Here is a 23,147-nt window from a genome sequence, read left to right as displayed (position 1 = left end):
GTTCGGCACGATCTGCGGAGTTTGCCCCGGATACGGCGGGCCGGCGGGCTAGGCCTTTTGCGAGAACGTGTCCTTGGCCGTGTGCAGCTGCAGATGCTGCACAAAGGCCCGCGCGATCGCCGTGGTCGGGCGATGTTTCGGCGTCACATAATAGGTGCTGTAGCGGATTTGCGAGGCGAAGGGCCGGAACACCACGTCTTCGGCCCGGTAATGCACCACCGGAAACGGGTTGACGATGGACAGGCCCAGCCCCTCGCGCGCCAGATCGACAGCGGCGAAAGAGGTCGAGACCTCGGCCACGACATTCGGGGCGCTTCGACAGGCCTGAAGCACTTTCTCGAGCTCGGCACGCCGGGCGTGACGCCGGCTCAGGGCGATGAGGTTCTGCCCGTCCAGATCCTCGGGATGAATGATCGCATGATCGGCCAGCGGATGCCCGTGCGGCATGACACAAACGGCGTTCGATGTCCGAAACGGCGTCAGCTTGATCCCGTCACGCGGCAGTTCCACCCCGAGAAAGCCCAGATCATAGCGCTCGTCGAGAATGCCGCGGGCGACCATGTCGGAGGCGGCCACCTCGAGCCCGACATAGAAATGCGGATTGGCCTTCAGAAACCCCGCGATGTGATGCACGAGATAGCGATGGGCATAGGTCGGCGGCGCGATGATCTGCAAGGTTTCCTGCTCCAGCTCGGTCGGGTGATCGAGCTTTTCCAAAGCATCGAACAGCGCATCGAGGCGCAGGTTGAGCTGCGCCGCCTCGTTGGTCGGGCGCAACAACCGGCCATCGCGTTCGAACAGGATGCGCCCGGTGCGGGCCTCCAGAGAGGCGATGGACCGGCTGATCGCGGATTGCGACAGACCCAGCCGATTCGCGGCCTCCGAGGTGGTCCCGCATTCCATCAATGCACGAAGTGCCTGATATTCGGGCAGACTGTGCCAAGTTTTAGCTGCCATCGTCTCTCTGCGCGAAGCTCATAATCGTATGAGTTATTATCATACATATTTTTGTTTCCTATGAGAAATCATTTCCTACTGTAACGGGACACACAGGAACGGAATTCCAATGGCATTCGAGACTACGCCGACCGTCTTTGACGGACATAATGATGTTTTGCTGAAACTTTACCGGGCTGGCGGCCTGGCCGCAGCCGAGAGCTTTATCAGTGGTTGCGAGGGCGCCATTGACCTGCCGAAGTCGCAGGCGGGCGGATTTGGCGGCGGCTTCTTCGCCGTCTACGTGCCCTCGCCGACCGACCGGGCGCTCAAATTCGACGAGATGACAAAGCCGCGCTACGACATGCCGCTGCCGGACCCGATCGCCTGGAAAGACGCAATCGAAGTGGTGATGGCGCAGTCCGCGATCCTGTTCGAGATGGAAAAGCTCGGCGCGCTGAAAATCTGCCGCAGCGCCGCCGATATCCGCGCCTGCCTCGAAGAGGGCAAGATGGCGGCGATTTTCCATATCGAGGGGGCCGAGGGGATCGATCCGGATTTCCACACGCTCGAGGTGCTCTATCAGGCCGGGCTGCGCTCGCTCGGGCCGGTGTGGAGCCGCTCGACCATCTTTGGCCATGGCGTGCCGTTTCGCTACCCGAGCACCGGCGACACCGGACCGGGACTGACCGAGGATGGCAAGCGCCTGGTCAAGGCCTGCAACGAGATGGGCATCATGATCGACCTGTCGCATCTCAACGAGGCGGGGTTCTGGGATGTCGCGAAACTGTCGGACGCACCTCTGGTCGCCACCCATTCCAACGCCTATGCGATCTGCCCGCACAGCCGCAACCTGACCGACGATCAACTGGCCGCCATCCGCGACAGCGACGGCATGGTCGGACTGAATTTCGCCGTGGCGTTTCTGCGCGAGGATGGGCGGATGATCCCCGATGTGCCGCTTGAGCAAATGCTGCGGCACCTCGATCACCTGATCACCCATCTGGGCGAGGACCGGGTCGGCATGGGCTCCGATTACGACGGTGCCGTGGTGCCGCCGGATCTGACCACCTGCGCAGGCTTGCCCAAACTGAGACAGGCGATGGCACAACACGGATATGGCGACGCCTTGATCGCCAAGCTGTGCCACGAAAACTGGCTGCGCGTGCTGAAAAAAACCTGGGGGCAATAACCCCGCACCAGCACATGTGAAGACAAAAATCCAACAGGAGAGAGTAAAATGAATGTAATGAATCGTTTGCTGTGCGGTGCAGCCCTCGGGCTTGCCGTGAGTGTGTCCTCTTTTGGCGCCTGGGCCGAGACCCCGGCCAACATGCTGGTGATTGCCCACCGGATCGACGACATCACCACGCTGGACCCGGCCGAGAGCTTTGAATTCGCCGGCTCCGATGTCAGCCGCAACGTCTATGGCCGTCTGGTCTATCTCGACCCGGCGGACCTGAGCGCGGGCTACAAGCCTGATCTGGCGGAAAGCTGGGAGGTCTCCGAGGATGGCATGACCATCACCTTTACGATGCGCGAAGGTGTGAAATTCCATTCCGGCAACCCGGTGCGTGCGGAAGATGCAGCGTTTTCGCTGCAACGCGCGGTGATCCTGAACAAAACTCCGGCCTTCATCCTGACCCAGTTCGGCTTTACCCCGGAAAACGTGGCGGAGACGATCAAGGCCGAGGGCAACAAGCTGATCATCACCACCGACAAGAAATACGCCACCTCCTTTGTGCTCAACTGTCTGACCGCGACCATCGGCGGCATCGTCGACATGGAGCTGGTGATGGCCAATGAGGTCGATGGCGACATGGGCAACACCTGGCTCAAGACCAATTCGGCAGGCTCCGGCCCCTACACTCTGGGCAGCTGGAAACCCAACGAGAGCGTCACGCTTGTTTCCAACCCCGACTATTACGGCGGCGCCCCGGCGATGGAACGGGTGATCGTGCGTCACGTGATCGAAAGCGCCTCGCAGCGTCTCCTGCTCGAGCGCGGCGACATCGACATCGCCCGCAACCTCAACCCCGAGGACATCGCCGGCGTGATGGAGATGGACGGCCTCAAGGTCGAGGACGAGCTCAAGGGCCGCCTGATGTATATCGCGCTCAATGGCAACCATCCGGTGCTGTCGAAACCGGAAGTGCGTCAGGCCTTCAAATATCTGATCGATTACGAAGGCATGCAGAACAGCTTCCTGAAGGGTCAGTACACGATCCATCAGAACTTCCTGCCCGCCACCTATCTCGGCGCCTCCGACGAGAACCCGTTCTCGCTCAACATCGAGAAAGCCAAGGCACTTCTGGCCGAAGCCGGTGTCGAAGGGCTCGAGATCGAAGCCGGTGTCCGCGAGGCCCAGGAACGCATCGAGATCGCGCAATCGCTGCAGAACACGCTGGCGCAGGCCGGTATCAAGCTCAACATCACCGTCGGCACGGCGAAACAGATCCTCGGCCGCTTCCGCGCCCGCGATCTCGACGTCTATCTCGGCGCCTGGGGCCCGGACTACCCGGATCCGCAGACCAATGCCGGCACCTTTGCCTATAACCCGGACAACAGCGACGCGGCGAATGCCACCGGCCTTCTGGCCTGGCGCACGGCCTGGAACCCGGGCGATCTGACCGAGAAAACCGCCGCGGCGGTCACCGAGACCGACCGCGACACGCGGATCAAGATGTATCAGGACATTCAGGCCGAGTTCCGCGAGACCTCGCCCTTTGCCATCATGTTCCAACAGATCGAACAATCGGCGCTGCAGGAGAATGTCATGAACTTCTCCACCGGTCAGGCCGTCACCTCCGCCGCCTACTGGCAGGTCACCAAGTAAATGTCTGCGCAAGACATGTCGAACGGGAGGCGCCCGGGCCGGGCGCCTCTCTCTCACGCTTTATGGCCCCTGCTCAAGACCACGCTGCGCACGCTCGGCTCTGTCGCGGTGACGCTTCTGGGGCTGTTGTTCGTGACCTTCATCATCGCCCGCGTCATGCCGATCGACCCGGTTCTGGCGATCGTTGGCGAGCGCGCTTCACAGAGCACCTATGATGCGGTCTATCACCAGCTCGGGCTCGACAAGCCGCTGATCGTTCAGTTTTTCTACTATCTCTGGGATGTGCTGCATCTCGACTTCGGCACCTCGCTCCTGACCGCTCACCCGGTCTCGCAAGACATCGCCCGCGTGTTCCCCGCGACGCTCGAGCTCGCCACCCTCGGCATCACGATCGGCATCCTGTTCGGGGTGCCGCTGGGCGTCTTGGCCGCCGTGCGCAAAGGATCGTGGATCGACCAGATCGCCCGCGTCGTCGCCCTGATCGGCTATTCGATGCCGATTTTCTGGCTCGGTCTGATGGGGCTTCTGGTGTTCTACGGCGTGCTGGGCTGGGTCGGCGGGCCGGGACGTGTCGGCATTTTCTACGCCGATGTGGTGCCGCCGGTGACCGGGATGATCCTCCTCGACAGTCTGATCGACGGCAATCTCGAGGTCTTCCGCGACGCGTTCAGCCATATCATCCTGCCCGCCTCGCTCCTGGGCTACTACTCGCTGGCCTATATCAGCCGCATGACGCGCTCTTTCATGCTCGAACAGCTGAGCGCCGAATACGTCACCACCGCACGGGTCAAGGGCATGTCGGAATGGCATGTCATCTGGCGCCACGCCTTTCGCAACATCCGCGTGCAGCTGATCACCGTGATCGCGCTGAGCTATGCCGGCCTCCTGGAAGGCTCCGTGCTGACCGAGATCATCTTCAGCTGGCCGGGCATCGGCAGCTATATCACCACCGCACTTCTGAGCGCCGACATGAGCGCCGTCCTGGGCGGTACCGTGGTCGTGGGGCTGATCTTCATCCTGCTCAATATCTTCTCCGATCTGCTCTACAAGATCTTCGATCCGAGGGCGAAATAATGTCTGACACCCATAGCCCCGACACGCAAAACCCCGAGGCACAAAGCCTCCGCGCCTGGCTGCTCACCGAGACGCCGACCTCGCGGCGCCATGCCAAGCTCTCCGCGCTCTATCATGGCTGGCTGTCGTTCCGCGCCAACACCATGGCGATGATCGGGCTCGGCATCCTCGTGGCGCTGCTCTTCGTCGCGCTCTTCGCGCCGCTTCTGGCGCCGCATGACCCGTTCGAACAGAACCTCGGCAGCCGGCTCCTGCCGCTCTGGACCGAAGGCCACGTGTTCGGCACCGACAGTCTGGGGCGCGATATCCTGTCCCGGCTGATCTATGGCTCGCGGATCACGCTCTATATCGTCGCCCTCGTGGCGCTGATCGCGCCGCTGGTCGGCCTGCTGGTCGGCACCGTCTCCGGCTATGTCGGCGGCTGGGTCGACACCGTGCTGATGCGGATCACCGATATCTTTCTGGCCTTTCCCCGGCTGGTGCTGGCCCTGGCCTTTGTCGCCGCGCTGGGGGCCGGCATCGAGAATGCGGTGATCGCCATCTCGCTCACCGCCTGGCCGCCCTATGCCCGGGTGGCACGGGCCGAGACGCTGACCATCCGCAGCTCCGACTATATCAGTGCGATCAAGCTGCAGGGCGCCGGCGCCTTCCGGATCATCACCAAACATATCTGGCCGCTCTGCATCTCGTCCCTGATCGTGCGGGTGACGCTCGATATGGCGGGGATCATCCTCGCCGCCGCGGGCCTAGGCTTTCTGGGCCTGGGTGCCCAGCCGCCCAGCCCGGAATGGGGCGCGATGATCTCCGAAGGGCGCCGTTTCATCCTCGATCACTGGTGGGTCGCCACCGTGCCCGGGCTTGCCATTTTCACCGTCTCGCTGGCCTTCAACCTCTTGGGTGACGGGCTGCGCGATGTTCTCGATCCGAAAGCAGGTGACTGATGTCGACGCTTCTTGATGTTGAAAACCTCTGGGTGAGGTTCCCGACCCGCAACGGCGTCTTTGACGCGGTGCGCGGCATCTCCTTCACGCTGGGGCGTGAACGGCTCGGCATCGTCGGCGAAAGCGGGTCCGGCAAATCGATGACCGGCCGTTCGATCCTGCGCCTGATCCGGGCGCCGGGGGTCGTCGAGGCCGATCATATCTCGCTCGAAGGGCAGGACCTTTTGCAGCTGAGCGAAAAGGAGATGCGCGAGGTGCGCGGCAAGCGCATCAGCATGGTGATGCAGGATCCGAAATTCTCGCTCAACCCGGTGATGACCATCGGCGATCAGATCATGGAAGCCTACCGGCTGCATTCCAAAGCCTCGAAATCGGAAGCCTATGCCAAATCGATCGAGATGCTGGAGGCGGTGTCGATCCGCGATCCCGAACGGGTGATGCGGGCCTATCCGCACGAGATGTCGGGCGGCATGGGCCAGCGGATCATGATCGCCATGATGCTGATCCCCAACCCCGAAATCCTGATTGCCGACGAGCCGACCTCGGCGCTCGATGTCTCGGTGCAGCGTCAGGTCCTGGACATCATGGACAAGCTCGTGCGCGAGCGCGGCATGGGGCTGATCTTCATCAGCCATGACCTGAACCTCGTCGCCGATTTCTGCGACCGGGTGCTGATCATGTATGCCGGGCGCGTCGTCGAGGTCTGTGAGGCCGACAAGCTGCACGAGGCGAAACATCCCTATACCCGCGGGCTCCTGAATTCGCTGCCGCGGCTCGACGCGCCGCGCGATCATCTCGAAGTGCTGCAGCGCGATCCCGCCTGGTCCGAGGCCCCAAGCGTGAGTGGACGATCATGAATATGCTTGAAATCAAACAGCTCGACGTCTGGTTCGGCCATGGCCACAACCGGGTGGACGCGGTCAAGGGCGCGGAGTTTTCCGTACCCGAGGGTGAAAGCTTTGGCCTTGTCGGCGAAAGTGGCTCGGGCAAATCCACCATCCTGCGCGCCATCACCGGGCTTGCCCCCGAATGGTCCGGCGGCATCACGGTCAATGGCGAACGGCTCGGCAAACAGCGTCGCAAGAGCTTCTACAAGACCGTGCAAATGGTGTTTCAGGACCCCTATGCCTCGCTGCACCCGCGCCATTCGGTTGATCAGGTGCTGGGCGAAACCCTGGCGCTGCACGGGTTCCGTGACATCGACGCGCGCGTGGTCAAGCTGTTGGACGATGTCGGGCTCGGGCAGAAATTCCGCTTCCGCTATCCGCACCAGCTCTCCGGCGGGCAGAGACAACGCGTCGCCATCGCCCGGGCGCTGGCGCCCGAACCGAAACTGTTGCTGCTGGACGAACCGACCTCGGCCCTCGATGTCTCGGTGCAGGCGGAGATCCTCAATCTCTTGGTCGATCTGCGCAAGGACCGGGGCCTGACCTATCTGATGGTCTCCCATGACCTGTCGGTGGTCGGCCATATGTGCGACCGGCTGGCCGCGATGCGGCATGGCGAGATTGTCGAGATCATGGATGTCGCGGCGCTGCGCGGGATGCAGGCCCAGCACGCCTATTCGCAAGAGCTGCTGCAAGCCTCGGTCTGAGCGTATAAGAACGGCTTTGCGCGCGCTGTGCCGCCTCACGCCCCGACAAGTCTCAAGCAGATTTCCGGCAGCCGTCCAGACACGGCTGCCGAGAGACGACAAGCCCGCCCGCTGAGCCGATGATGTTGCCCGGTTTTGCGCAGGATTTCTACGACCGGGCGGACAAGGGAAGGACCTGAGCCTCTCTTCCCGGCTCTGTCAGATGCGCCCGCAGCTGGCGCTGCATGATCCGGCAAACAGAGGGGAAAATCCGCTCCGCCGCACCGGTGTAGTTCCGCAGGGCACAGGGTACCGGCTGATGCAGACCGCGGTCGGGGGCGGGACGGAACTCCGCCCAGACGATCAGCGGCATCTGCCCGCGCCGCCAGTCGGCCACCACCCAGGCTTCGGGCATGAGCGCCAGTTTCAGGCTCAAAAGCCCCGGCAGAGGCAGCCAGAGCGGTTCCTCTCCACCACCGCGAATGAGTGCCAGTCGCGCGCAATTGTAGCATTCCGCCGGGATCTCCTCGGGCCGCTCCGAGAGCGGCGGATGATCCTCATGCCTGGTGTAGCGCCCAGCCATCCCGACCCACTCCGCTCAGCCGGTCAGCGACGCGAAGAGCACCGGCAATTGTTCCGGCAATCGCGCCACGTGGTCGACCACGGTGTAGTTGTTGGCGCCAAAGATGCGTTTGACATAGCGATCCGCCTCGGGATCCAGCGTCAGGCAATAGGTCATCACCCCTTTGCCGGCCAGCTCCTCGACCGCCTTTCGGGTGTCGTGGCGCAGATGCTGCGGATCGCGCTCATCGATATCCGCCGGTTCGCCGTCGGTCACCAGAAGGATCAACTTGCGCCGCTCCGGCTGTTTCAACAGCCCCGCGCCCGCGTGGCGCAGCGCCGTCCCCATGCGGGTCGAAAGCCCGCCGATCATGCCGTCGAGCCGCGCCTTGGCCGCCTCGCCAAAGGGCTGGCCCCAATCCTTGAAGCGATAGTATTGCACCTGATGGCGCCCGTCCGAGGCAAAGCCATGCAGGGCGAAAGGATCGCCGATGCCCTCGATCGCGGTGGCGACCAGTGCGGCGGCCTCGCGGGTCAGCTGCAACACGGTCTTCTCCGAACCCTCCATCGTGTCATTGGTGCTTTCGGAGAGGTCCAGCAACACGGTCACCGCCAGATCTCGCGAGGTGATGACATTGCGCATGGTGATGCGCGGATTGGGCTGTTCGCCCATGCGGATGGCAATCATCGCATCGACCGCGGCGTTGAGATCAATCTCATCGCCGTCTTCCATATTGCGGATGCGCTGGACGCCTGCGGGCGACAGCAGGTCGATGATCTGGCGAATGCGATGCGCGATCGGCTTGTGTTCGATCAGGATCTCATCGATCGCGCCAGGGTCGCCCTTTTTCGCGCGATGCTCGAAGAGCGTGGCCCAATCGGGACGGTAGAGCTGCACCTGATAATCCCATTCGGGATAATGATAGGGTGGCGAAATCGGGTCCTTGCCCCACATGTCGTTGAAACTGGTGCTGGCCTCGCCGGCATCCTCATAGGGCATGAAATTGTCGCTGCAGACCCAGATTTCCTGGGCATCGTCACCGGCCAGTTCGGCATCGACCTCATGCGCCATTTCCAGCACCGAGACATGTTTGCGGATCTGCCGCTGGCTCGCCGGGAGATATTCCGCGCCATGTTCGTCCCAGTTGAATTCCTCGAATTCCCAGACAAATCGGTTGTCGTCGCGATAGGGGATGCGCAGGGAATTGAGGATGCGCAGGCTCGGCACATCCCGGCGCGCCGCGAAGATGTGATAAAGCTCCAGCCCGAGCTCCCAGGAGAAATGGTTGTCCTCGGCAAGCTCACCGATCCCGGCATGGAACTTTGCCGCCAAGGCATCGAGCGCCGGGGCCTCGAGCCGCAGGGCCGGATCGCCCAGCGCCTCAGCGAACCGCTCCAGTGCCAGCACCGTCGGATGCTCCGGCGGCGCCTCGACCCGTCGGGCCAGCAGGCGGCCCCAAAGTTTTCGCAACCCCGGGAACGCCCGCGCGGCACAATATTCCACCCGTGCATCCTCGATCATACCGATGAAGAACATCTGCGCCGGCGTCAGCTGTTCGGCGGAGATCGCGGCGCTGGAATATTGGATATGCGCGGCCATATGCGCCGTCATCGCCCGGTAGAGATCATGACCGGAGATCCCGCCGAGATCATCCACCGCATCGGGCAGATGCAGCACGTGGCCGTCGATATAGGGGCGAAACCCGTCGTAATCGGCCGCCGTCGGGCGCAGGAAGAAGTCGCGTGCCCAAAGCGCCCTCAGGTAGAAATTCAACTTGCGCTGGGTGTCGATGAACAGCGTGCCGCGGCGTTCCTGTTGCAGCATTTTCTTGGCATCGGCGCTTTCGAGCGCGAAATACCTGGTCAGGTTCGGCAGGTCGCGGCGATAGGCCTCGGCGCCGAAATTGGCCCAGCGTTTCAGCCCCGACAGGGTGAGCTTGGACAAAAGCTCGTCGGTCACGCCCAACATCGGGCGCAGGCCCCGTGCCGCCTTGGCGGAGAGCTGATGGATGAGCTGAAGATAGCCGCGCAGCAATTCCGGATCACCCAGACGCCGCGCCGCCATGGGCAGGGAGGCAAACAGGAGCGCGATCACATCGCCCGAGGTCATTGAGCTCAGTTTCATCGCCGCCCCGACGCAATCGCGGATCACGTCCTCACCGCATTCGCGGGCGACGGCGGGCATGTTTTCCAGATAGGCCAGCACCAGATCATGGCCGCGCCCGAGGGCGCAGAGCGCTTTTGCGCCCTCCATATAATCGGCCAGCCCGGCGGCGCTCATCACCCTTGCGGCCTCGTGGAACTCCGCCTCGACAGTGGCGAAGGTCTCGGGCGGGGCCTTGGCAAAACAGGCCCGCATATCTTCAGAATCAAGTGTCATGATGTCCCCTCCTGCATCGGTCCGCCTAGCCGCGTCAGACGAAGAAGGTCTCCACCGCCGCCAGAAGCGTCTCGCGCATGTCCGGGTCATCGGTCAGCGGCGTCACCAAGGTCATCTGACAGGCAGATTTGGGATCGACCCCCTGGGCGATCATCTGGCCGGCGTAGACCAGGAGCCGGGTCGAGATACCTTCGTCCAGCCCGTGGCCCTTCAGGTTGCGCGAACGATGGGCGATCTGGACGAGTTTCTCGGCGGTCTTAGCGTCGACCCCGGTCTCGGCTGCAACGATCTCACTTTCCAGCGCCGCCTCCGGATAGTCGAAATCCAGCGCGGCAAAGCGTTGTTTCGTCGACTGTTTCAGATCCTTCATCAGCGACTGGTAGCCGGGGTTGTAGGAGATCACGAGTTGGAAATCGGGATGCGCCTCGATCAGCTCGCCCTTCTTGTCCAAGGGCAGCTGGCGGCGGTGATCGGTCAGCGGGTGGATCACCACAGTGGTGTCCTGCCGCGCCTCGACGATCTCGTCGAGATAACAGATCGCGCCGATCCGCGCGGCGGTGGTCAAGGGACCGTCCTGCCATTTGGTGCCGTCTTTATCCAAGAGAAACCGCCCGACCAGATCCGAGGCGGTCATATCCTCGTTCGAGGCCACGGTGATCAGCGGCCGGCCGAGTTTCCAGGCCATATATTCGACGAAACGCGATTTACCGGCGCCGGTCGGCCCCTTGAGCATCACCGGCATGCGGCGGGCATAGGCGGCTTCGTAAAGCGCGATCTCGCCCGCCACCTCGCGGTAGAAAGGCTCGCGGGTCACGGCGAACTGGTCCACATCATGTTTGGTCATTTCGGATCACCCCGGACGCTTTCGCGCCCTTTTTCTGTTCAGACTGTTTTGCTGTTCTGACTGTCCCGGGGCGGCGCCCATCGGCCCCTGCCCCGTCTTTTCCGCATATAATCGCAGGCCGTGTCTCAGACCGGATTGCCGCGGTAGATCACCATCTCGGCGCCTTTCGACTGGGCGTAATTGTCATAGCCCACCAGCCGCACATGGTTGTTCGGATGCGCCTTATGACAGGCATCGGCCTCCGAGAGGATGCGGTCGACATCGGTCTCGCCGAACATCGGAAGCTTCCACATGTACCAGTAATGGTCCATGGCGTTTTCCGGTTCGGTATGTTCCACCGCCGGGTTCCAGCCTTTCGAGACGATATATTCCACCTGTTTGCGAATGCCGGCGGCATCCATTTCCGGCAGGTAGGAAAAGGTTTCGAACTTGCGGCTGCTCACATCGGAGAGCGACGATTTGTAATCCTGCACTTCACTCATGGGTCGGTCCTTTCATATCTTTGTACTGAGTTCATGCCGACCCCGCAGCGTCTTGCCTTGGGGCCGGAGTTTTCACTCAACGGTGCTGCACATCGAGCTTGTCGACCGTGTCGAATTCGAACTTGATTTCCTTCCAGGTCTCCATCGCCGTGGCGAGCTCCGGGCTCGACTTGGCCGCCTTGGTCAGAATGTCCTTGCCCTCCTTCTCGAGCTGACGCCCCTGATTGCGCGCCTCGACACAGGCCTCGAGTGCCACCCGGTTGGCCGCGGCCCCCGCCGCGTTGCCCCAGGGATGGCCCAGCGTGCCGCCACCGAATTGCAGCACCGCGTCATTGCCGAAAATCGTCACCAGCGCCGGCATGTGCCAGACATGGATACCGCCGGAAGCGACCGCAAAGGCGCCGGGCATCGAGCCCCAGTCCTGATCAAAGAAGAGACCGCGGGAGCGATCCTCCTTGACGTAGCGCTCGCGCAGCAGGTCGATCCAGCCAAGGGTCGACTCCCGATCGCCTTCGAGCTTACCCACCACGGTACCGGTGTGCAGGTGATCGCCGCCCGAGAGGCGCAGCATCTTGGTCAGCACCCGGAAATGGATACCGTGATTGGGGTTACGGTCGAGCACGGCGTGCATGGCGCGGTGGATGTGCAACAACATGCCGTTGTCGCGACACCAATTGGCGAGCCCTGTGTTGGCGGTGAAGCCGCCGGTGAGATAATCATGCATGATGATTGGTGCACCCAGCTCCTTGGCGTATTCGGCGCGTTTGTACATCTCTTCCGGCGTCGGCGCGGTGACGTTCAGGTAGTGCCCCTTGCGTTCGCCGGTCTCGGCCTCCGCCTTCTGGATCGCCTCCATGACAAAATCGAACCGCTGGCGCCAGCGCATGAAGGGCTGGGAATTGACGTTCTCGTCATCCTTGGTGAAATCCAGGCCGCCGCGCAGCCCCTCGTAACACGCCCGGCCATAGTTCTTGGCCGAGAGCCCCAGCTTGGGCTTGATCGTACAGCCGAGCAAGGGGCGGCCATATTTGTTCATCACATCGCGCTCGACCTGAATGCCATTGGGCGGTCCGCCGCAGGTCATCACATAAGCCAGCGGGATGCGCACATCTTCGAGCCGCAGGGCGCGCACCGCCTTGAAGCCGAAGACATTGCCGACGAGCGAGGTCAGCACGTTGACCACGGAGCCTTCTTCGAACAGATCGATCGGATAGGCGATGAAAGCATAAAAAGCCTCGTCATTGCCCGGCACGTCCTCGATTGCATAGGCTCGGCCCTTGTAATAGTCGAGATCGGTCAGGAGATCGGTCCAGACCGTGGTCCATGTGCCGGTGGAGCTTTCTGCGGCCACCGCTGCAGCGGCCTCTTCGCGCGGCACGCCTTCCTGCGGGATGATCTTGAAACAGGCCAGGAAATCCGTGGCCGAGGGCACGTATTCCGGCATCCAGTAGGTTTCCCGGTATTCCTTCACCCCGGCGGTGTAGGACTTCGTATGATCCTTCGGCATCTCGGCCATCCTCCATTCGGTCATCGATTGACCAAGAGGCTAGTTGACCGATCAAATACAGAAAACTAGATTGTTTTTATGTAATACATATAGGTTTATTTATGACAAAATTCATCCCGCCAACCTTTCAGCAGATGCGCCTGTTCGAGGCGGTGGCGCGGCATGGCTCGATCACCCGCGCCGCCGAAGAGGTGCATCTGACCCAGCCCTCGGTGTCGATGCAGGTCAAGACGCTCGAAGAGAAGATCGGCCTGCCGCTCACCGAACAGATCGGCAAGCGGCTGCATCTGACCCGCGCCGGCGAAGAGGTGGCCGCAGCCTCGCGCGATATTTTGGCCCGGCTGGGCGAGATGGAAGTGGCGCTCGAGGACATGAAACACGAGGTCGCGGGACCGCTTTCGATCGCCGTGGTCTCGACCGCGAAATATTTCCTGCCGCAGCTCCTGGGCGATTTCAAACGCCGCCACCCGAAGGTCGAACCGCGGCTGCAGATCACCAATCGCGAGACCGTTCTCGACCGGCTCGGCGCCAATGCCGACGATCTCTACATCATGGGCCAGCCGCCACAGGGTCAGCCGGTGCAGGCCGAACCGTTTCTGGAAAACGTCATCACCTTCGTCGCCCGTCCCGATCATCCGCTGGCCGGCACAAAACATATCCCGCTCTCCCGGATCGCCGAGGAGAATGTCATCCGACGCGAACCCGGATCAGGGACACGGCAGGCCATCGAAAAACTGTTTCAGGCCGCCCATGTCGAACTGATTCCGCATATGGAATTCGACGATGCCGATGCGATCAAACAGGGGGTGATTTCCGGGCTTGGCATCGCCTATCTGTCGCTGCACGCGCTGCGGCTGGAACTGGCGGCGGGCGAGCTCGTCGTGCTCGATGTCGAAGGCTTCCCGCTGCGCCGGCGCTGGTACGCGCTCCATCGCGAAGGCAAACGCCTCAGCACCGCGGCGCAGAGCTTTCTCGACTTCCTGCAACAGGAAAGCGGGCGCACACGATCCGAGACCGAACCGGGACCACGGTGAACATTCCCGCAGACGCGCCACATCCGGGCCTCCGATCGGGCTAGTCTCCGTCCCCCGCGAACAGACCGAGCGGCGGCGGACCTCCGCCCTTGACCTGTTTGGTGACGATATAGGTGAAATAGCGGGCAATTCCGATGCGGGCATCCAGAAGCGTGTCGATCAGCCGCTGATAGGCGTCGATATCGCGGGTGACGATCTGCAACAGGTAATCAAAGCCACCGCCCAGCGCCCAGCAGGCCACGATCTCTTCATGCGCCTGCAACGAGGCCTCAAAGGTCCGGAACGACGCCTGGGTGTGATCGGCCAGCTCGGCGGCGACGAACACGGTCACCGAGGGGCCGAGTTTGCGCAGGTTGATCTCGGCACGATAGCCCTCGATCAGCCCGGCTTTTTCGAGCTTTTTCAACCGCTCCCAAGCGGGCGTCGGCGAAAGACCGATCTTTTCGGCAAGCACGGATTTGGAAATCCGACCCTCTCGGGCCAGAACGCGCAGAATGTCGAAATCACGGGCGTCGAGTTTGATCATGGTGTCAGGCTACGTGGAAATCACCGGGGCTGCATCCCCCAAATGCCTGGGCCATGGCGGGCGGCATGGCGTACAACGTGGCGGACGACGTGGCGAGCGATCGCGGTGTCCCCGACGGTCCGCGCCGCCGCACCGGGCGCTCAAAGCCGCGTCAAAACGGCGATCCAGATCAGATTTCACAGCGCTCTCTCGTTGATTTTGTTTGACGCCGCAGAGGCGCTTGCCTCAACTGATGTACACAACACCAAGTGAATCGCTTGAATGTCAAGATTACCACCTCGAATAAACCCGAATTTATGGGTGAATAGGGTGATCTCCTACATATAACCGCATAAGTTGTGCACAAGACGCGAGACCGACATGCCGATCAAGAATGCCCCTTTCTCTCACGCCGAATATGACCGCCGCATCGGGCTGACCCGCGCCGCCATGGCCGACGCCGGGATCGATGTGCTGTTCGTCACCAACCCGTCGAACCAGTATTGGCTCACCGGCTATGACGGCTGGTCGTTCTACACCCATCAAGGCGTGATCCTGTCACAGGAGGGGGAGCCCTTCTGGTGGGGCCGGTTCATGGATGCCAATGGCGCGCGCCGAACCGTCTGGATGGAGAACGAAGACCACATCCTGCATTACAACGACTCGATGGTGCAATCCGAGGTCTCGCACCCGATGGAAGATCTCGCTTCGCGCCTCAGGATCATGGGCCATGGCAATGCCCGCATCGGGGTCGAGATGGAGACCTATTTCTACACCGCAAAGGCCCATGCGATCCTGGCCGCGGGGCTGCCCGAGGCGGAGCTGATCGACGCCTCGGCGCTGGTGAACTGGCAGAGGCTGATCAAGTCCGACGAGGAGCTTGGCTTCATGCGCCGGGCAGCACGGATTTCCGAGCTGGTGATCGGCCGCGCCATGGAACTGATCGAGCCGGGCATGCGCAAACACGATCTGGTGGGCGAGCTGTACCGGACCTCGGTTCAGGGCGAGGAGGACAGCTGGGGCGATTATCCGGCCATCGTGCCGATGTTGCCGTCGGGCGAAGATGCCTCCGCCCCGCACCTCACATGGAACGGTGAGGCGCTCAAGGCCGGCGAGGCGACCTTCATCGAGCAATCGGGCTGTTATCGTCGCTATCACGCGCCACTGTGCCGCTCCGTGTTTCTCGGCAAGCCGCCACAACATATGGTCGATGCGAGCCTGGCCCTGACCGAGGGGCTGAATGCCGGGATCGACGTTGCCCGGGCCGGCAATCGGGCCTGCGACATCGCCCGGGCTTTGAATGCGGAGCTTCTGAAAGTCGGGATCGAACGCCCCAATCGCGCCGGCTATGCCGTCGGCTGTTCCTATCCGCCGGATTGGGGCGAACATACCGTCTCGATCCGCGACAGCGATGAGACCGTGCTGGAGCCGGGCATGACCTTTCACTTCATGCCAGGGCTGTGGATGGAGGGCTGGGGCATGGAAACCACCGAGACCATTCTGATCCGCGACGAGGGACCGGCGGAGACGCTCTGCAACGTGCCGCGCAAGCTCTATGTGAAAGACTGATCGATGAGCGCGCTTGGAACCTGCAAGGATATTCTCGCCGATCTGATCGCCTTTCCCACGGTGTCCTCCGATAGCAACCTCGCCGCGATTTCCTATATCGCGGAGCGGCTGAACGACGCCGGCGCCCGGGTGGAGGTTCTGGCCGACGCCAGCGGGCAAAAGGCCAACCTCTTCGCCACGCTCGGCCCGGAGCGCGCCGGCGGTCTGGTCCTGTCGGGTCACACGGATGTGGTGCCGGTCGAAGACCAGCCCTGGACCAGCGATCCGTTTCGACTGATCGAGCGGGACGGCCGGCTCTATGGGCGCGGCACCTGCGACATGAAGGGGTTTATCGCCACCTGCATGAGCAAACTCGACCGGCTCAAAGCCGCGGCACAGGAGCGGCCGATCCATTTCGCCTTCACCCATGACGAGGAGGTCGGCTGTCTCGGCGCGCGCGATCTCGTCTTGGTGCTGCGCGGGCGCGAGATCCGCCCGGCCATGGCCCTCATCGGGGAGCCCACGGACATGCGGGTGATCGAAGGGCACAAAGGCTGCTGCGAGTATACCGTCACTTTCACAGGCGCAGAGGGGCACGGATCGGCGCCGGAAAAGGGCGTGAACGCGGTGGAATATGCGGCGCGCTATATCAACCGGTTGCTCGACCTGCGCCGGGCTCTGATCGCGCGCTGTCCCGAGGGATCACGGTTCGACCCGCCGCACACCACGATCAACATCGGCGGCCTCAAGGGCGGCCATGCCCATAACGTGATCGCCGGCAAGGCGGTGCTCGAGTGGGAAATGCGGCCGGTGGCGGAGGACGACATGACCTTCGTCAAACGCGAGATTGCCAGCTATGTCGGCGACGTGCTCTTGCCGGAGATGCGGCGGGTGGCCTCACATGCCGCGATCGAAACCGAGGTGATCGGCGAGGTCGCGGGGCTCACACCGATGGACGAGAACGCCGCCCGCGATCTGGTGTTTCGCCTCACCGGCGCCAACCATGCAGGTCTCGTGCCCTTTGGCACCGAGGCAGGATTGTTCCAGAAAATCGGCATGCAGGCGGTGATTTGCGGACCCGGCTCCATTGACCAGGCGCACAAGCCGGATGAATATATCGCGCTTGATCAGCTCCGCCAGTCTCTGGCCATGCTGGACCGGTTGGGAGAGATATACGGTGGACGACACGCTCATGACGCTGACTGAGCCCTCTGGCGATCCCCTGCGGCCACGCGAACGCCACGACCAGATTCACCGCGAGATTCGCAGCCGGATCTGCCTGTTGGACTATCCACCGGGACTGAAACTGTCGGAAGTGGAACTGGCCGAGGAATTCGGCATATCGCGTACCCCGCTGCGCCGGGTCCTGGCCCGGCTCGAAGACGAGGGGCTGGTGATCTCGGTGCATGGCGTGGGCACGATGGTCACCGATATGGACATGGCGGAGCTGGCGCAGGTCTATCGCCTGCGCAAGGAGCTGGTGCTGTTGCAGACCTCGCTCGACACCGTGCCACCGACCCCCGCCCTGCTGACCCGGATCGGGGCGCTTCTGGCGCGGGCGGAGGCGCTCAAATCCGCCCCCTCGGCCAGGGAGTTCTCGATGCTCGACCGGGACATGTTCCTGACACTTCTGGAGCTGACCGCGAATGCCCCGCTGCGCACCATGTCCGAACGGCTGTATTTCCGAACCGCGCGGATCTGGCTGCAACAGGTCACGGCCTCGCGGATCGACCTGATACAGGAGATCGAGATCTACGCCCGCGAGGTTCAGGACATTCTCGAGGCGCTGACACTCGGCGATCTCGATGCGGTGGGGCATCTGCGGCGGGGGCATATCTCGCTGAGTTTCGAGCGGATGCAGAAATGAGATCCCCCCGGCGCGAAGCCATCTGCCGCACACTTCTGACGCGCGCTTCAAGGGACTGCGCCATTCCGTGCGCCATAAGGCCCACGCGCATTGCCGCGATCACGGTTCTCGCGGTGTGAGACCCTCGGTCATGGCCGCGACCGAGGCGACCAGGGCCGTCCGGTCGATGCGGAAATGTCGCGCAAGATCGCCGATGCTGCCGGTCTGGCCGAAATGTTCCACACCGTGCGAGATCGTCCTGTGTCCGACCACGGCGCCGAGCCAGGCCAGGGTCGCGGGATGACCGTCGATCACGGTGACGATGGCGCAATGCCGGGGCAAACCGCCCAACAGGCGCTCGACATGGCTTTGCGCCGCCGGGTTGCCCCGCGCCCTCTCGCGCTGCGCCGCGGTCCATCCGGCATTCAGACGATCCGCCGAGGTCACCGCCAGCACCGCCACGTCGCGGCGATATTCCCCGATCATTCCGGCAGCGGCGATGGCCTCGTCCGCCACGGCGCCCTGATAGGCGATGACAACCGAACAGTTCGGCCCCGGCGGGCGCAGCCAATAGGCGCCGTCGATCGTGCCCTGCCGAAAGGCCTCATCATGACGTTTGCCCGGCTGTTCCAGCGGTTTCGTCGTCAGGCGCAGGTAGACCGATCCCCCGGTTTCATCGCGCAGCCAGGTGCGTTCGTCCGGATCGCCCTCGCCATCGCGTTGCAGATAGTCGAACGCCCATTCCATGATCACCGACAGCTCATCGGCAAAGGCCGGTTCGAACGCCGCGAGACCGTCCTGGCTCATGCCGATGAGCGGCGTGCCGATGGATTGATGCGCCCCGCCCTCTGGGGCCAATGTGACACCGGAGGGCGTGCCGACGATCATGAAACGCGCATCCTGATAACAGGCGTAATTGAGTGCGTCCAAACCGCGGTTGACGAAAGGATCGTAGACCGTACCGATGGGAATGATCCGCTTGCCCCAGAGACTGTGCGAAAGCCCCGCCGCCCCGAGCAAAAGGAACAGATTCATCTCGGCAATGCCCAGCTCGACATGCTGGCCCTCGGGGGCAAAATTCCATTTCGCGGTCGAGGGGATGCGATGTTCGATGAAGGCATCCGGCAGTTCCTCGCGCGCGAAAAGCCTGCGCCGATTGACCCAGGGGCCGAGGCTGGTGGTGCCGGTGACATCGGGCGAGGTGGTCATGATCCGCGCCGCAAGCGCGCTGTCGCCTTTGGCCAGATCATCGAGGATCTTGCCAAAGGCGGTCTGGGTCGACAGTTCGCGATCCGTCGAGATCCCGATCTCCGGCACCGGCAGAAAGGCATCGTGATAACGCCGCGGGGCTTCGGAAAAGAACGGCACGCGTGACAGGAAGTCCCGCAGGGATGCCGGGTCTTCAACACATGCGAAAGGCTCCCATTCCGCGCCTTCCGGCACCCCCATATGCTTTTGCCAGCCGGCCATCTGCGCCTTGGTCATCAGCCCGCCATGATTGTCCTTGTGCCCGGCGATCGGCGTGCCCCAGCCCTTGATCGTATAGGCCAGAAAACAGGTCGGGCGGTCATGATCGATGGCAGCGAAGGTCTCGGCCATGGTCTCGACGCAATTGCCGCCGAGCCCCTCCATCAGTGCCGCCAGCTCCCGGTCGGAGCGCCGGTCGATCAACGCGGTCACATCGCCCTGATCGCCGAGATCGTCGAGCAATCGTTTGCGCCAGACCGCGCCGCCCTGATAGGTCAGGGCCGCGTATTCGGCATTCGGACAGGCATCGATCCAGGCACGCAGCTGATCGCCCCCCGGCTCGGTGAACGCGGCGCGTTGCAGGGCACCGTATTTGATCTTCACCACCTCCCAGCCGAAGGCCTCGAAAATCTTCTCGATCCGGGCAAACAGCCCCTCGCGCACGATCCCGTCGAGCGACTGGCGGTTGTAATCGATGATCCACCAGGTGTTGCGCAGATTGTTTTTCCAGCCTTCCTGCAACACCTCGTAGACATTGCCCTCATCCATTTCCGCATCGCCCACCAGCGCGACCATGCGACCGATCCGCGTGTCCGCACCCCAGTCCTTGGCGGCAATGAAATCCTGCACGATCGAAGCCAGCGCGGTGATCCCGACGCCGAGCCCGACCGAGCCCGTCGAGAAATCGACATCGTCGATGTCCTTGGTGCGGCTCGGATAGCTTTGCACCCCGCCAAAACCACGGAAATTCTGCATCTTTTCCCGGCTCTGATGGCCCATCAGATATTGCATCGCGTGAAAGACCGGCGCCGCATGCGGTTTGACCGCAACCCGGTCTTCGGGCCGCAATGCGGAGAAATAGAGCGCCGTCATGATCGACACCATCGAGGCCGAAGAGGCCTGATGCCCGCCGATCTTAATCCCATCCGCCTTCCGGCGGATATGATTGGCCTCGTGGATCATCCAGTGCGACAGCCACAAAAGGCGCTGTTCGATCGTTTTCAGATATGCGGTCTCGTCATTCATCCCGGCCTCCCTCGCTTCGCTCAGCGTACAGGATTTTGCACGCCGTTTGCCGTCAAGATCATTGCCATTTTTGATGTTTTGCGATGATATTCTGCGCACAGAAGCAAATTTGAGACGGAAACCCGCGAAGATGTCGGAAGAGCTTGATGAAATCGATCGCAAGATCTTGCGTGAGCTTCAGCGAGACGCACGTCTCACCCATCAGGAGCTGGGCGACAGGGTCGGTCTTTCGCCCTCGCCCTGCGCCCGGCGCATGCGCAAGCTCGAGACCGAGGGCTATATCACCGGCTACAATGCCCGGATCGACGATGCTCGGCTCGGTTATGGTTTCAGCGTCTTCATCTCGGTCCGGCTCGACCGGCAGATCGACGACCGGCTGGTCGCATTCGAGACCGAGGTCCGGCACTGTCCCGAGATTGTCGAATGCTGGCTGATGACCGGCAGTTTCGACTATCTGCTCCGTGTCGCCGTCGCCGATCTGGCGGAATTCGAACGGTTTCTGACCGGTCGCCTGACCAAGCTGCCCGGTGTCGCCTCACTGGAATCCTCCATCCCGATCCGGCGGGTCAAACACCTGCCGGCAAGGCTCGACTGACCGCCGTCTCGCGCCCGGGATCAGCCACGATCGATGCGGTATTGCCGCATCTTGCGATAAAGCGTCGGTCGCGAGATGCCGAGAACCGCCGCGACCCGTGTCAGATTGCCCTTTTCGGCGAGGATCGTCCGGCGAATGGCGCTCGCCTCGATGCTTTCGAGATCTCCGGAATTGCCGCTCAGGATGCTCTCGAGAGAATCCGCCTCCGGCTCATCGAAATCGTCGCGCAACTCCGGCGGCAGATCACCGATGCACACGACCGGACCGGAGCCGACGAGATAGATGCGCTGAATGACATTCCGCAACTCCCTGACATTGCCCGGCCATCTGTAGCTTTCGAGCAGATCGATCGTGTCGGCAGCGAAAGCCATCTGCGGCCGACCGATCTGTGCCGCGTAATGGGCCGAGAAATGTTCGATCAGGGCGGAGATGTCCTTGCCGCGTTCCCTGAGCGGCGGCACCTCGATCGTCACCACGCCAATGCGATAGAACAGATCCCGGCGGAACGTGCCCTTGTCGATCTCGGAGCGCAGATCACGGTTGGTCATCGCCACCAGCCGGACATCCACCGGCCGCCGGGTATTGTCGCCCATGCGGTAGATCGCACGCTGTTCCAGCGCCCGCAGCAAATAAGGCTGCAATTCAATCGGCATATCGCCGATTTCATCAAGACAGAGCAATCCACCATCGGCCTGTTCGAACTTGCCGGCCCGCCCGCCGCGCACCGCGCCGGTAAAGGCGCCATCGACATAGCCGAACAGCTCGGCGCCGATCAAATCGCCAGAGACCGCGGCACAGTTGACGGGCACATAGGGCGCGTCCGCGCGACCGAGACGGCTGTGGATCAGACGCGCGAAAAGCTCCTTGCCGACGCCGGTCTCACCCTGGATCAGCACCGAGACATTGACCTTTGCCGCCCGTTCCGCCAGTTCGATGGCCTCGAGCATTTTCGGCGAGGCGCCAATGATCCGGATTGCATCCTCGGTAACATCGCGGCGCGGCTGAATGCTCAGCCCGCCACCCGCCGGTCGCATTTTCGGCAGTTCCGAGCGCAGAAACAGCGCCGCGCCACGATAGGAATTGTCAAGAATGAGCCGTTCCATGCCCTGTGCTTCCACGTTGGGTGGCAACAGAGACGGCAGATCCTTTTCCGAAACGGCTTCGGGGTCGGGCAGCAGCTTGTGGCCGACCAGAAGCTGATCCGAGGCCGGAAAGGTCTTTTCGTCCACCCCGCGCCGGAACAGGATCCGCCCCTCGCGGTCGAGCAGCAGAACCGAATTGTCGCTATGACTGTATTTGGATTGCAGGAACGCCTCGAGCAGCTGTGTCCGGTCCTGTCGCTGCAGTTCCGCCAGGGCGATCTCGATCTCACGCGCCGCCGCCAGGACCAGGGCGACATTGTGCCGGCGAAAGATATCGGGCGGGCCGGAGAGATCCACAACGCCGATGACCGAGTCATCGAACGGGTTGCGGATCGGCGCGCCGGCGCAGGTCCAGGCCTGAACCCCCTCGACGAAATGCTCGGAGGCGTGGACATACATCGGCTTTCCGGTCCTCAGCGCCGTGCCGATGCCGTTGGTGCCGATGACCTTCTCATCCCATTGCCCGCCGATTTCGAGATGGATCCCCTGCCCCTCGTCGAGCACGGACTCGTCTCCGATCGCATCGATGATCACCCCCTGATCATCCGCCAGCAGCAGGATCGACTTGGCGTCGCTCAGATGAGGCTCCAATCGCTTGAAGGCCGCCGAGGCCGCCTTGCGCAGATGCGCGTTGCGCTCTCGCCGCAACAGGACCTCGGTCTCATCGGTGATCTTGCGCGAGCCAAATGTCCCGGCATCGACGCCAAGATCCATGCTGCGCTGCCAGGACGCCAGAATATCGTCCCTGACATGGTCCGGCTTGACGCCATCGGGCCGGTCCGCCGTGACAAAGCTTTCCCAGGCCGAACGTATGTTGCGTTCCGCGGAACGGTCCGACACGATCGCCGCC

Annotated in this window: 20 protein-coding genes; 11 read left to right on the top strand and 9 right to left on the bottom strand. The window is 62.5% G+C overall.

What is annotated here, in order from left to right; translation table 11 throughout:
* Window positions 1-48: 48 nt before the first annotated feature.
* Complete coding sequence (locus BM151_RS17080) at window positions 49-957, bottom strand: LysR substrate-binding domain-containing protein (RefSeq protein WP_090061953.1); 909 nt, start codon at window positions 955-957, stop codon at window positions 49-51.
* A gap of 109 nt (window positions 958-1,066) precedes the next feature.
* Here BM151_RS17080 and BM151_RS17075 point away from each other — a divergent pair, with 109 nt between their 5' ends.
* Genes BM151_RS17075 through BM151_RS17050 form a run of 6 tightly spaced genes read left to right on the top strand, consistent with a single transcriptional unit; the run spans window position 1,067 to window position 7,381 of the window.
* On the top strand, window positions 1,067-2,128 hold the full coding sequence (locus BM151_RS17075) for a dipeptidase (RefSeq protein WP_090061952.1): 1,062 nt from the start codon (window positions 1,067-1,069) through the stop codon (window positions 2,126-2,128).
* A gap of 48 nt (window positions 2,129-2,176) precedes the next feature.
* Entirely contained in the window at window positions 2,177-3,772 is a 1,596-nt protein-coding gene (locus BM151_RS17070) for an ABC transporter substrate-binding protein (protein WP_090061951.1), read from the top strand.
* Window positions 3,773-4,846, top strand: coding sequence for an ABC transporter permease (locus BM151_RS17065; protein ID WP_425429568.1), 1,074 nt, complete (start codon window positions 3,773-3,775; stop codon window positions 4,844-4,846).
* Entirely contained in the window at window positions 4,846-5,787 is a 942-nt protein-coding gene (gene nikC / locus BM151_RS17060) for a nickel transporter permease (RefSeq protein ID WP_090061950.1), read from the top strand. Before BM151_RS17065 ends, nikC begins: the two co-directional genes overlap by 1 nt.
* Window positions 5,787-6,644: an ABC transporter ATP-binding protein gene (locus tag BM151_RS17055; protein ID WP_090061949.1), complete on the top strand. Its 858-nt coding sequence runs from the start codon at window positions 5,787-5,789 to the stop codon at window positions 6,642-6,644. The genes nikC and BM151_RS17055 overlap by 1 nt, the downstream gene beginning before the upstream one ends.
* Window positions 6,641-7,381 (top strand): ABC transporter ATP-binding protein, encoded by a 741-nt coding sequence (locus tag BM151_RS17050; protein WP_177213199.1) that lies wholly within the window; start codon window positions 6,641-6,643, stop codon window positions 7,379-7,381. Before BM151_RS17055 ends, BM151_RS17050 begins: the two co-directional genes overlap by 4 nt.
* Window positions 7,382-7,529: 148 nt before the next feature.
* Here BM151_RS17050 and BM151_RS17045 read toward each other — a convergent pair whose 3' ends face one another.
* The 5 genes from BM151_RS17045 to BM151_RS17025 form a co-directional block, all read right to left on the bottom strand.
* Window positions 7,530-7,943 carry a hypothetical protein gene (locus BM151_RS17045; protein WP_090061947.1) on the bottom strand — a complete coding sequence of 138 codons (414 nt, stop codon included), beginning with the start codon at window positions 7,941-7,943 and terminating at the stop codon, window positions 7,530-7,532.
* 15 nt (window positions 7,944-7,958) lie between these two features.
* Window positions 7,959-10,301 (bottom strand): nitric oxide reductase activation protein NorD, encoded by a 2,343-nt coding sequence (locus BM151_RS21975; RefSeq protein WP_090061946.1) that lies wholly within the window; start codon window positions 10,299-10,301, stop codon window positions 7,959-7,961.
* 34 nt (window positions 10,302-10,335) lie between these two features.
* Entirely contained in the window at window positions 10,336-11,145 is an 810-nt protein-coding gene (locus BM151_RS17035; RefSeq protein WP_090061945.1) for a CbbQ/NirQ/NorQ/GpvN family protein, read from the bottom strand.
* Between the two features lie 125 nt (window positions 11,146-11,270).
* Complete coding sequence (locus tag BM151_RS17030; protein WP_090061944.1) at window positions 11,271-11,627, bottom strand: ribulose bisphosphate carboxylase small subunit; 357 nt, start codon at window positions 11,625-11,627, stop codon at window positions 11,271-11,273.
* Between the two features lie 76 nt (window positions 11,628-11,703).
* Window positions 11,704-13,134, bottom strand: coding sequence for a form I ribulose bisphosphate carboxylase large subunit (locus tag BM151_RS17025; protein WP_090062002.1), 1,431 nt, complete (start codon window positions 13,132-13,134; stop codon window positions 11,704-11,706).
* 101 nt (window positions 13,135-13,235) lie between these two features.
* Here BM151_RS17025 and BM151_RS17020 point away from each other — a divergent pair, with 101 nt between their 5' ends.
* On the top strand, window positions 13,236-14,168 hold the full coding sequence (locus tag BM151_RS17020; RefSeq protein WP_090061943.1) for a LysR family transcriptional regulator: 933 nt from the start codon (window positions 13,236-13,238) through the stop codon (window positions 14,166-14,168).
* Between the two features lie 40 nt (window positions 14,169-14,208).
* Here the strand turns inward: BM151_RS17020 and BM151_RS17015 are convergent, their stop codons facing one another.
* The gene (locus BM151_RS17015) at window positions 14,209-14,694 is read right to left on the bottom strand and encodes an Lrp/AsnC family transcriptional regulator (RefSeq protein ID WP_425429567.1); all 486 of its coding nucleotides are present in this window, start codon (window positions 14,692-14,694) and stop codon (window positions 14,209-14,211) included.
* A 360-nt stretch (window positions 14,695-15,054) separates the two neighbouring features.
* Here BM151_RS17015 and BM151_RS17010 point away from each other — a divergent pair, with 360 nt between their 5' ends.
* The 3 genes from BM151_RS17010 to BM151_RS17000 are packed head-to-tail and all read left to right on the top strand — an operon-like array spanning window position 15,055 to window position 18,088.
* Window positions 15,055-16,242, top strand: a complete 1,188-nt coding sequence (locus tag BM151_RS17010; protein WP_090061942.1) for a M24 family metallopeptidase — start codon at window positions 15,055-15,057, stop codon at window positions 16,240-16,242.
* A gap of 3 nt (window positions 16,243-16,245) precedes the next feature.
* Complete coding sequence (gene argE / locus BM151_RS17005) at window positions 16,246-17,427, top strand: acetylornithine deacetylase (protein ID WP_090061941.1); 1,182 nt, start codon at window positions 16,246-16,248, stop codon at window positions 17,425-17,427.
* On the top strand, window positions 17,414-18,088 hold the full coding sequence (locus tag BM151_RS17000) for a GntR family transcriptional regulator (RefSeq protein ID WP_090062000.1): 675 nt from the start codon (window positions 17,414-17,416) through the stop codon (window positions 18,086-18,088). The genes argE and BM151_RS17000 overlap by 14 nt, the downstream gene beginning before the upstream one ends.
* Before the next feature lie 99 nt (window positions 18,089-18,187).
* Here BM151_RS17000 and BM151_RS16995 read toward each other — a convergent pair whose 3' ends face one another.
* Entirely contained in the window at window positions 18,188-20,560 is a 2,373-nt protein-coding gene (locus BM151_RS16995; protein WP_090061940.1) for a 1-deoxy-D-xylulose-5-phosphate synthase N-terminal domain-containing protein, read from the bottom strand.
* A gap of 130 nt (window positions 20,561-20,690) precedes the next feature.
* Between BM151_RS16995 and BM151_RS16990 the strand changes: the two genes are divergently transcribed.
* Window positions 20,691-21,155, top strand: coding sequence for an Lrp/AsnC family transcriptional regulator (locus tag BM151_RS16990; protein ID WP_090061939.1), 465 nt, complete (start codon window positions 20,691-20,693; stop codon window positions 21,153-21,155).
* Between the two features lie 20 nt (window positions 21,156-21,175).
* Here the strand turns inward: BM151_RS16990 and BM151_RS16985 are convergent, their stop codons facing one another.
* Window positions 21,176-23,137, bottom strand: coding sequence for a sigma-54-dependent Fis family transcriptional regulator (locus tag BM151_RS16985; protein ID WP_245781241.1), 1,962 nt, complete (start codon window positions 23,135-23,137; stop codon window positions 21,176-21,178).
* Window positions 23,138-23,147: the final 10 nt, after the last annotated feature.

Origin of the sequence: Celeribacter neptunius, from assembly GCF_900113955.1 — a bacterium.
In the GTDB taxonomy this organism is placed as follows: domain Bacteria; phylum Pseudomonadota; class Alphaproteobacteria; order Rhodobacterales; family Rhodobacteraceae; genus Celeribacter; species Celeribacter neptunius.
The sequence above is the reverse complement of the archived record's forward strand: the minus strand, read 5'-3'. Positions and strand labels throughout refer to the sequence as shown.

Bases quoted from the DNA above. Each gene is read 5' to 3' on its own strand.
- BM151_RS17030 (WP_090061944.1), bottom strand. From the start codon at position 11,627: ATGAGTGAAGTGCAGGATTACAAATCGTCGCTCTCCGATGTGAGCAGC.
- BM151_RS17065 (WP_425429568.1), top strand. From the start codon at position 3,773: ATGTCTGCGCAAGACATGTCGAACGGGAGGCGCCCGGGCCGGGCGCCT.
- BM151_RS16995 (WP_090061940.1), bottom strand. From the start codon at position 20,560: ATGAATGACGAGACCGCATATCTGAAAACGATCGAACAGCGCCTTTTG.
- BM151_RS17045 (WP_090061947.1), bottom strand. From the start codon at position 7,943: ATGGCTGGGCGCTACACCAGGCATGAGGATCATCCGCCGCTCTCGGAG.
- BM151_RS17070 (WP_090061951.1), top strand. From the start codon at position 2,177: ATGAATGTAATGAATCGTTTGCTGTGCGGTGCAGCCCTCGGGCTTGCC.
- nikC (WP_090061950.1), top strand. From the start codon at position 4,846: ATGTCTGACACCCATAGCCCCGACACGCAAAACCCCGAGGCACAAAGC.
- BM151_RS17050 (WP_177213199.1), top strand. From the start codon at position 6,641: ATGAATATGCTTGAAATCAAACAGCTCGACGTCTGGTTCGGCCATGGC.
- BM151_RS17000 (WP_090062000.1), top strand. From the start codon at position 17,414: ATGACGCTGACTGAGCCCTCTGGCGATCCCCTGCGGCCACGCGAACGC.
- BM151_RS17020 (WP_090061943.1), top strand. From the start codon at position 13,236: ATGACAAAATTCATCCCGCCAACCTTTCAGCAGATGCGCCTGTTCGAG.
- BM151_RS16990 (WP_090061939.1), top strand. From the start codon at position 20,691: ATGTCGGAAGAGCTTGATGAAATCGATCGCAAGATCTTGCGTGAGCTT.
- argE (WP_090061941.1), top strand. From the start codon at position 16,246: ATGAGCGCGCTTGGAACCTGCAAGGATATTCTCGCCGATCTGATCGCC.
- BM151_RS17015 (WP_425429567.1), bottom strand. From the start codon at position 14,694: ATGATCAAACTCGACGCCCGTGATTTCGACATTCTGCGCGTTCTGGCC.
- BM151_RS17035 (WP_090061945.1), bottom strand. From the start codon at position 11,145: ATGACCAAACATGATGTGGACCAGTTCGCCGTGACCCGCGAGCCTTTC.
- BM151_RS17025 (WP_090062002.1), bottom strand. From the start codon at position 13,134: ATGCCGAAGGATCATACGAAGTCCTACACCGCCGGGGTGAAGGAATAC.
- BM151_RS21975 (WP_090061946.1), bottom strand. From the start codon at position 10,301: ATGACACTTGATTCTGAAGATATGCGGGCCTGTTTTGCCAAGGCCCCG.
- BM151_RS17055 (WP_090061949.1), top strand. From the start codon at position 5,787: ATGTCGACGCTTCTTGATGTTGAAAACCTCTGGGTGAGGTTCCCGACC.
- BM151_RS17010 (WP_090061942.1), top strand. From the start codon at position 15,055: ATGCCGATCAAGAATGCCCCTTTCTCTCACGCCGAATATGACCGCCGC.
- BM151_RS17080 (WP_090061953.1), bottom strand. From the start codon at position 957: ATGGCAGCTAAAACTTGGCACAGTCTGCCCGAATATCAGGCACTTCGT.
- BM151_RS17075 (WP_090061952.1), top strand. From the start codon at position 1,067: ATGGCATTCGAGACTACGCCGACCGTCTTTGACGGACATAATGATGTT.